Raw genomic sequence first — 7571 nt, 5'->3', positions numbered from 1 at the left:
CATCCAGGATCTTCGTCTTCTCCATCGGTGGCGCGCCGCTGTAGCGCGCTCGCAATGCCTCGATCAACTCCTTGCGTGTTGCCATGCTGATTCGCCTCGTCACGTAGTGCTGCTCCCGTCGGACCATCCGACAGGTAGCAAGTTACGTGAGGCAACAGGTCAGCTCGGGTAGCAAATCCGACGAGTCAATGCGCCGGTTTTTTACCGGTGCCGGGCCGGTCCGGGAGGCGGGTTTAACGTGAGCCGATCGTCATTCAGCGAAGGTTCGCGTTTTGCCCGGCAAGAAGATCACGGACCACCAAGTGCAGAAGTACAAGCAACACCACCTGACGCTCAGTCAGGTCGCCGCAGCCGCCAAGGCCGGCATCAGTGAACGCAGCGCGCGGCGCATCGAACACAGGGAGGCATTGCCCTCTCAGCGCGAGGAGCGGGCATGGCGAACCCGCGCAGATCCGCTGGCCCCGGTATGGGCCAGCGAGGTCGTGCCGCTCCTCGAAGCCGACGGCGCACTCAACGCGGTCACGCTGCTGGAGGAGCTGCAGCGCCGCTATCCCGGTGACTACGGCTCGTCGAGCCTACGCACCCTTCAGCGCCGCGTACGCCAGTGGCGCGCCGTGCACGGGCCCGAGCGCGAAGTCTTCTTCGCGCAGGAACATCCGCCGGGCCGTCTCGGGCTGTCGGACTTCACCGTCTGCGACGAGCTCGAGGTGGTCATCGCTGGGGTCGCCTTCCCGCATCGGATCTACCAGTTCGCGCTCGCCCACTCGGGCTGGCGCCACGCTGTCGTCTTCGAGGGTGGCGAGAGCTTCATCGCGCTGTCCACTGGACTGCAATCGGCGCTGTGGCGCCTGGGCGGCGTCCCCGAGGAGCACAGGACCGACAGCCTGTCGGCCGCCTTCAACAACCTGGCCGAGGAACAAGAACTCACGCGCCGCTACGCTGCGCTGTGCAAGCACTACGAGATGCGCGCGAGTCGCTGCAACCCGGGCCAGTCGCAGGAGAACGGCTCGATCGAATCGCGCCACGATTCGCTCAAGACGGCACTCGACCAGGCACTGCGCCTGCGCGGCTCGCGCTGCTTCGACGAGCGTGCTCCGTACGAGGCGTTGGTGGCGACGATCGTGGCGCGGCTCAACGCCCGCGTAGCGGTACGTCTGGTCGTCGAGCGCGCCACGTTGCGCGCGCTGCCGCAGCGGCGCACCGCCGAGTACGAAGAGTTGCCTGCACGGGTGAGCAAATACGCGATCTTCACCGTGCGCGGCGCACAGTACAGCGCGCCGAGCCAACTCGTCGGTCAGCGCATGACGGTGCGCCTGTACACCGACCACATCGAGTGCTGGCTCGGTGGCACGTGCGTGCTCGAGCGTGCGCGCTTGAACCACTGCGACGGGCAGCGCCATCCGCGCGACATCGACTACCGGCACCTGATCGCAGCGCTCAGGCGCAAGCCCGGCGCCTTTGCGCGTTCGGTACTGCGCGATGCGATGTTCCCGCGTGCGGTCTATCGCCAGACCTGGGAGCGGCTGAGCGCGCAGCTGAGCGAACGCGACGCCTGCAAGACCATCGTCGGGTTGCTCGCGTTGGCCGCCGACGGTCACGAGGCTCAATTGGCCACCGAACTGGAACAGCTCATCGAGCTCGATCAGTTGCCCGACCTGCTGGCGCTGACCACGCTGCTTGCGCCGCGCCCCGGCGTGCTGCCGGACGTGAAGGTCGATTTGCCGGATCTGGCAGGCTTCGACGCCTTGCTGGGAGCGTCGGCATGAGCGCGGCCGTGGAAGGCCGCCTGGGCCTCATCCTGACCGATCTGAGGCTACCCACGGTCAAGCGGCTCGCCCTCGAGCTGTGTGCTCAGTCCGATCGCGAGGGCTGGCCTGGCAATCGACTGCTGGAGGCGCTGTTCGAGCACGAGATCAACGAGCGCGAAGTGCGCCGCATCGAGCGCCGCCGCATCGAATCGGGGTTGACCCCGGACAAGCGTCTGTCGAACTTCGACTTCGCCGCGGTGCCCAGCGTGTCCAAGGCCCAGGTGATGGCGCTGGCCGCGGGGACCGAGTGGCTCGATCGCGGCGCCAGCGTGCTGTTGTTCGGCCCGCCTGGCGTGGGCAAGAGCCACCTGATCAGCGGCCTCGGGCACGCGCTGATCGATGCCGGACGACGGGTCCTGTTCGTGCGCTGCTCCGAGCTCGTGCAGCGCCTGCAGACCGCACGACGCGACCTGCGCCTGGCCCACGAGTTGGCCAAGCTCGATCGCTTCGATCTGCTCGTGCTGGACGACCTGAGCTACGTGCGCCGCGATCAGGCCGAGACCAGCGTGCTGTTCGAGCTGATCGCCGAGCGCTACGAGCGAAAGAGCATCGCCATCACGGCCAACACGCCGTTCTCCCAATGGGGCGAAGTGTTCGTGGACGCCGCCATGACGGTGGCCGCGGTCGATCGCCTGGTCCACCACTCGACGATCCTCGAGATGAACGTCGAAAGCTACCGGCGTCGGGCCGCTCAGGCGGCACAGGCGCCGGCAAAACGCGCGCGCGCGGCGACAACTATCGAGAGCACTTGAACAAACTTCGCCCCGCATTGACTCGTCGGATTTGCTACCCGAGCTGACCTGTTGCCTCACGTAACTTGCTACCTGTCGGATGGTCCGACGGGAGCAGCACTACGTGACGAGGCGAATCAGCATGGCAACACGCAAGGAGTTGATCGAGGCATTGCGAGCGCGCTACAGCGGCGCGCCACCGATGGAGAAGACGAAGATCCTGGATGAGTTCGTGGCCTTGACCGGCTACCACCGCAAACACGCCATCCGGGTGTTGGGAGAAGAGGCCACCACGAAGGAAACGCGGGCACGCAATCGTCTGTATGACGAGGCGGTGCGGCAAGCGCTGACGGTGCTGTGGGAGGCCGCCGATCGAGTCTGCGGCAAGCGGCTGAAGGCCTTGATCCCGATGTTGGTCGATGCGATGGAACGCCATGGCCACCTCGAGCTGGACCCGGTCGTCAAGACCAAGGTCTTGCAAGTCAGCGCAGCGACCATCGATCGCGTGCTGGCCGATGCGCGTTCGCATATCGACGGGAAGCGCAGGCGCCGCACTGGCGTGGGCGCGGCCATCAGACGCAGCATTCCGGTGCGCACATTCGCCGACTGGCGGGATCCGGCGCCAGGCTTCTTCGAGATCGACATGGTCGAACACTGCGGCGGCCCGAAGACGGACGGTGACTACGTTCACACCCTGACGCTGACCGACATCGCCAGCGGTTGGACGGAATGCGTGGCAATGAGATTGCGCGACCAGATGCTGGTCATCGAGGCCTTCGAAAAGGTGACGGCGGATCTGCCATTCGCGATGCTCGGCATCGACTCGGACAACGACAGCACCTTCATGAGCCAGGCCGTGTTCGACTATTGCAAGGGCCGCGGCCTTGAGCAGACGCGATCACGACCCTACAAGAAGAACGACCAGGCCTGGGTGGAGCAGAAGAACGGCGCCGTCGTTCGGCGCCTGGTCGGCTATGGCCGCCTGAGCGGTCGCGAAGCTACGAAAGCCCTGGCGCAGCTGTACGAGTCGTCGCGGTTGTACATCAACTTCTTTCAACCCTCATTCAAGCTGAAGTCCAAAACGCGCGACGGCGCTCGTGTGCACAAGGTTTACTTCGCGCCGGCGACCCCATGTGAACGGCTTGTCGCCCACAGCGGCGTCGAGCCGGAGATCAAGGAGAAGCTGACGGCGCAATTCAAACGACTCGACCCAGTGCGGCTGCTGCAGGAAATCCGCAGCGCACAGCAGACGTTGAGCGAGATCGCGGCCCACGGCGCGCCGACTGAAGTGAAGTCGAGAAGTGCGGCCGATGTTGCAACGTTCCTTCAAAGCTTGTCGTCAGCCTGGACGGAAGGCGAAGTACGTCCGACGCATCGCAAGCAGCCCAAGGCCAAACACTGGTGGAGGACTCGGACCGACCCATTCGCCGACGCGTGGCCAGTCATTGAAGGGTGGCTGATCGCGGAGCCCTCGATAGCGGCCAAGGCCTTGATGGCTCGTCTGGTCGCGATGGTTCCAGAGATTTACGACGGTAAGGCGCAGCTGCGGACACTGCAGCGCCGGGTGAAGGCCTGGCGCAGCGCGCGCGTCACGGAAATGGTTCTGGGCGGTCTCCGCAGTCCCGCCGCAGTGCCGGCCGAGGTCTGAAACGGATAGACAGTAACCGCGCCTGTCTGCCGGGTGCGAACCGCCTGGCTTCCCCGGCGCTGGCTGATCGATCAGTGAGCACACTTTCGACGGAAATCGGGTTCAGGGGAGGGAAGTCTCCCTCCCCGCCTTAAAGGCGTGGACAACTTCGGAGTACCGAAGTTGCCCACCCCACGGCTCCCCTCCCTCTTGATTGAAAAAATCCCCCGAAACCGGGACCACCGGTCGGGTAACATTTCTCCGTGAGGCAACACGGCGGACAAGATAGTTGACGCCGGCCACCCAGGTGACACGCGAAGCTGTTCAGAAGTGGATCAAGCAAGCGGGGCTGAAGTCCGACAGTTTCTTGTTCCCAAGCCGCGTTCACAACTCACCACATCTTGGGACGCGGCAGTACGCCCGAATTCTCGGGGGCTGGGTCGAGGAACTTGGACTTGATCCCGCAGACTACGGTACCCATTCGATGCGGAGAACCAAGGCGACGTTGATCTACCGGCGCACAAAGAACTTGCGTGCTGTGCAGTTGCTGCTTGGGCACCTCAAACTTGAATCAATCGTGAGATACCTCGGAATCGAGGTCGACGACGCGCTGGAGATCTCCGAGCAAACTGAGATCTGATCGAGCGGCCATCGGGCATACCATTCGATTACCGAACACAAGCGAAGCGATTGGCTGGTGCGCCCGACTTACCCGCGCGTGGCCGTTTGGCATGTCAACTGAAAGGCAGCTTGCTGGAGCAACGTCGGAGTAGCGATACCGGCCAGAAGCGGTCCTTCCGTCCAGGCGCGCAGCCGGTCAGGCCCGTCCGTGCTATTGCTGCGGAACGCGTCGCCAGTTGTTGCCTGGCCCTGTCGAAAGACCGCCGCCAGGACCTGTAGATAGGCCACCACCAGGCCCGGTCGACAGTCCACCCCCTGGGCCAGTGGACATGCCACCTCCAGGTCCCGTGGAGAGCCCTCCGCCCGGCCCCGTGGATAGGCCTCCCCCTGGGCCRGTGGAAAGTCCGCCGCCTGGGCCGGTGGAGAGGCCGCCTCCAGGACCGGTAGACAGGCCCCCACCGGGTCCGGTTGATAGACCGCCTCCTGGCCCAGTCGAGCACGGTCCGCCGGGTCCGGTGTAGCCCACGCAATTTGCGAACGCGCCCGCCGAAACTAGCGTCATAGCGGCGGCGAGCGCCACAAACTTTGGCTTCATGTCTTTTTCCTCAGAAGCAGCCGCATGATTGCGGACCGTCCGAGCCAGTATGGACGTCAACCGATGGGCAAGGATGCAAGAGCGACGAATCAAGGGCGCTTACGCGACTTTGTGGGCAGTTCCAGCCTCAACTGAGACAGAATTCGGCCAAAACCGGAGAAGTACATCGCGTCGCCCCAATCACTGCTCACGGGCCATTCACGAACGCTCGGAGCGCCGCAGCGCCGCGTACAACCAGGTAGACCCCAAGGAGACATCAATGACGGTCAAGCGTATGGAYAACGTCGGCATCGTAGTGGACGACATCGATGCGGCCATCGAGTTCTTCATTGAACTTGGTCTCGAACTCGAAGGACGCGCCCCGGTTGAAGGAGACTGGGCAGATGGCGTCACTGGATTGCGCGGCATGCGCGTCGAGATTGCCATGATGCGTACGCCGGACGGTCATAGCCGACTCGAGTTGTCCCGCTTCCTCGCGCCGCCTGTGGCCGCAGACCATCGCAGCGCCCCTGTGAACGCTCTCGGTTACCTCCGCGTCATGTTCACCGTGGAGGACATCGACGATACGCTCGCCCGACTCGGTGGCCGCGGCGCGAAGCTTGTCGGCGAAGTGGTTCAGTATCAAAACATGTATCGGCTTTGCTATATCCGGGGGCCCGAAGGCATTCTCATTGGGCTCGCCCAACAACTCGGGCAGCAGAGCTCCCGAGAAAATCCCATAGGACATAAGCGTTGAGAACTGAAGAGTTGACGTCTAACCCGTTGCTGGAGCGGGCCGTCAAAGGTTGCCTTCGCCATTTTTTGCCCGCCGTTCAACGTCAACGTTGGACTGCAGTCGGCTGTGGACCCTTCATCGAGGCGGCGGAATTCGGGCAGTGGCATCCGGGAGGCGATTTGGCAAACACGCGGATGAACAAGGAGCAAACGACGTGAAGGCCGAACAGCGCGAAATCCTCATCGAAAAATTGAAGTCCCGGTTCAAGCAGAACATGCACAGGCACCCAGGCGTTGACTGGACCGATGTCCATGGTCGTCTGCGAGGCAGCCCCGACAAGCTGAGGTCGCTATATGAGATGGAAAGGACGGGGGGCGAACCCGATGTCGTCGTCATGGCGGACGATGGCGGCGCCTACCTTTTTTATGATTGCGCCGCTGAAAGTCCGCAGGGGCGCAGAAGCCTGTGCTACGACGCGGAAGCCTTGAATTCCCGGAAACAGAACAAACCGCAAGACAACGCAATGGACATAGCTGCCGCAATGGGCGTCGCGATACTGACGGAGGTGCAATATCGCGCACTTCAGCAGTTCGGCGAGTTCGACTTGAAGACGTCAAGTTGGGTGGCAACCCCGCCCGACGTCAGAAAGCTCGGAGGCGCGCTTTTTTGCGACAGGCGTTACGGCAAGGTCTTTGTCTATCACAACGGGGCGGAGTCTTACTACGCCGCGCGAGGATTCAGAGGCTCTGTGAGCGTCTGAAACCGAACGCCGTATTCGGCCAACTCCTGTCGTTCGCGATCGCCGCGGAAGAAGGCATCCCTCGGGAGTCAAACCGGCTGACCCGGCGCGCGCCCTCCGACGAATTGAAGCGCAACAGACCGCGATGCTGCTGCTGGCCTGCGAGGGCAGAGTCGGCTGCGGATTCGCTGATCACTCACGGCTCCAGCCTCCAAGTGCGGGGCTAGTCACGCGCCAGGTCACTACCGAGCGCCCACCTAGCGCCGTCAAGCGAGAGGTCGCCGCATCTTCAGCAGCCAGCCGAAGCTGGCCACCCTTGAACGGGGAACTAACAGTTTCCTTTTTTTGCCTGTCCGGGCGGGCATTGCTTTCCGTACCCGCCGCCGGGATTGCCTGGGGCCTCGGGGTAGACAACACACCCGCCAAGCATGGCCGTTGCGAAGAGTGCTGCGACTAGCTTCTTCATGGAATGTCCTGTCCTTTTCCATCGTTGGAATCCGAGCATAGCCGCCTTGTTTTGAGATCGCGCCGGCAGTGTTGCAACGACGCCGCGTTCTGTGTGCGGGTTCTTGCTCGGAGCGTTTGCACGTGTACAGAATGTGAAATATTCCCATATTCCATTCTGGAGATAGAAAATGAAAACCTTCGCCTGCATACGTGCCGCGTTGTCCGCGGTAGTGCTGGGATCCCTCCTGGCCTGCGGAGGCGGCGGCTCGATTCCCGTCGCCGCCACAC

At 63.2% G+C, this 7571-nt stretch carries 6 protein-coding genes and 1 pseudogene; all 7 read left to right on the top strand.

Annotated features, from left to right (window positions below; translation table 11 throughout):
• Positions 1–272: 272 nt before the first annotated feature.
• Positions 273–1766: an IS21 family transposase gene (gene istA / locus AC1DY5_RS41775; protein ID WP_478120310.1), complete on the top strand. Its 1494-nt coding sequence runs from the start codon at positions 273–275 to the stop codon at positions 1764–1766.
• Positions 1763–2560, top strand: a complete 798-nt coding sequence (gene istB / locus AC1DY5_RS41770; protein ID WP_478120309.1) for an IS21-like element helper ATPase IstB — start codon at positions 1763–1765, stop codon at positions 2558–2560. Before istA ends, istB begins: the two co-directional genes overlap by 4 nt.
• Before the next feature lie 79 nt (positions 2561–2639).
• Entirely contained in the window at positions 2640–4187 is a 1548-nt protein-coding gene (locus tag AC1DY5_RS41765) for a transposase (RefSeq protein WP_478120308.1), read from the top strand.
• A 280-nt stretch (positions 4188–4467) separates the two neighbouring features.
• Positions 4468–4806: pseudogene (locus tag AC1DY5_RS41760) on the top strand (tyrosine-type recombinase/integrase); the annotation flags it as partial.
• An 835-nt stretch (positions 4807–5641) separates the two neighbouring features.
• Positions 5642–6118, top strand: coding sequence for a VOC family protein (locus tag AC1DY5_RS41755; protein WP_478120307.1), 477 nt, complete (start codon positions 5642–5644; stop codon positions 6116–6118).
• Positions 6115–6315, top strand: coding sequence for a hypothetical protein (locus AC1DY5_RS41750; RefSeq protein ID WP_478120306.1), 201 nt, complete (start codon positions 6115–6117; stop codon positions 6313–6315). The genes AC1DY5_RS41755 and AC1DY5_RS41750 overlap by 4 nt, the downstream gene beginning before the upstream one ends.
• Positions 6312–6857 (top strand): DUF4256 domain-containing protein, encoded by a 546-nt coding sequence (locus AC1DY5_RS41745; protein WP_478120305.1) that lies wholly within the window; start codon positions 6312–6314, stop codon positions 6855–6857. The genes AC1DY5_RS41750 and AC1DY5_RS41745 overlap by 4 nt, the downstream gene beginning before the upstream one ends.
• Positions 6858–7571 lie beyond the last annotated feature (714 nt).

Source organism: Variovorax sp. P4_D9, from assembly GCF_056401695.1.
The sequence above is the reverse complement of the archived record's forward strand: the minus strand, read 5'-3'. Positions and strand labels throughout refer to the sequence as shown.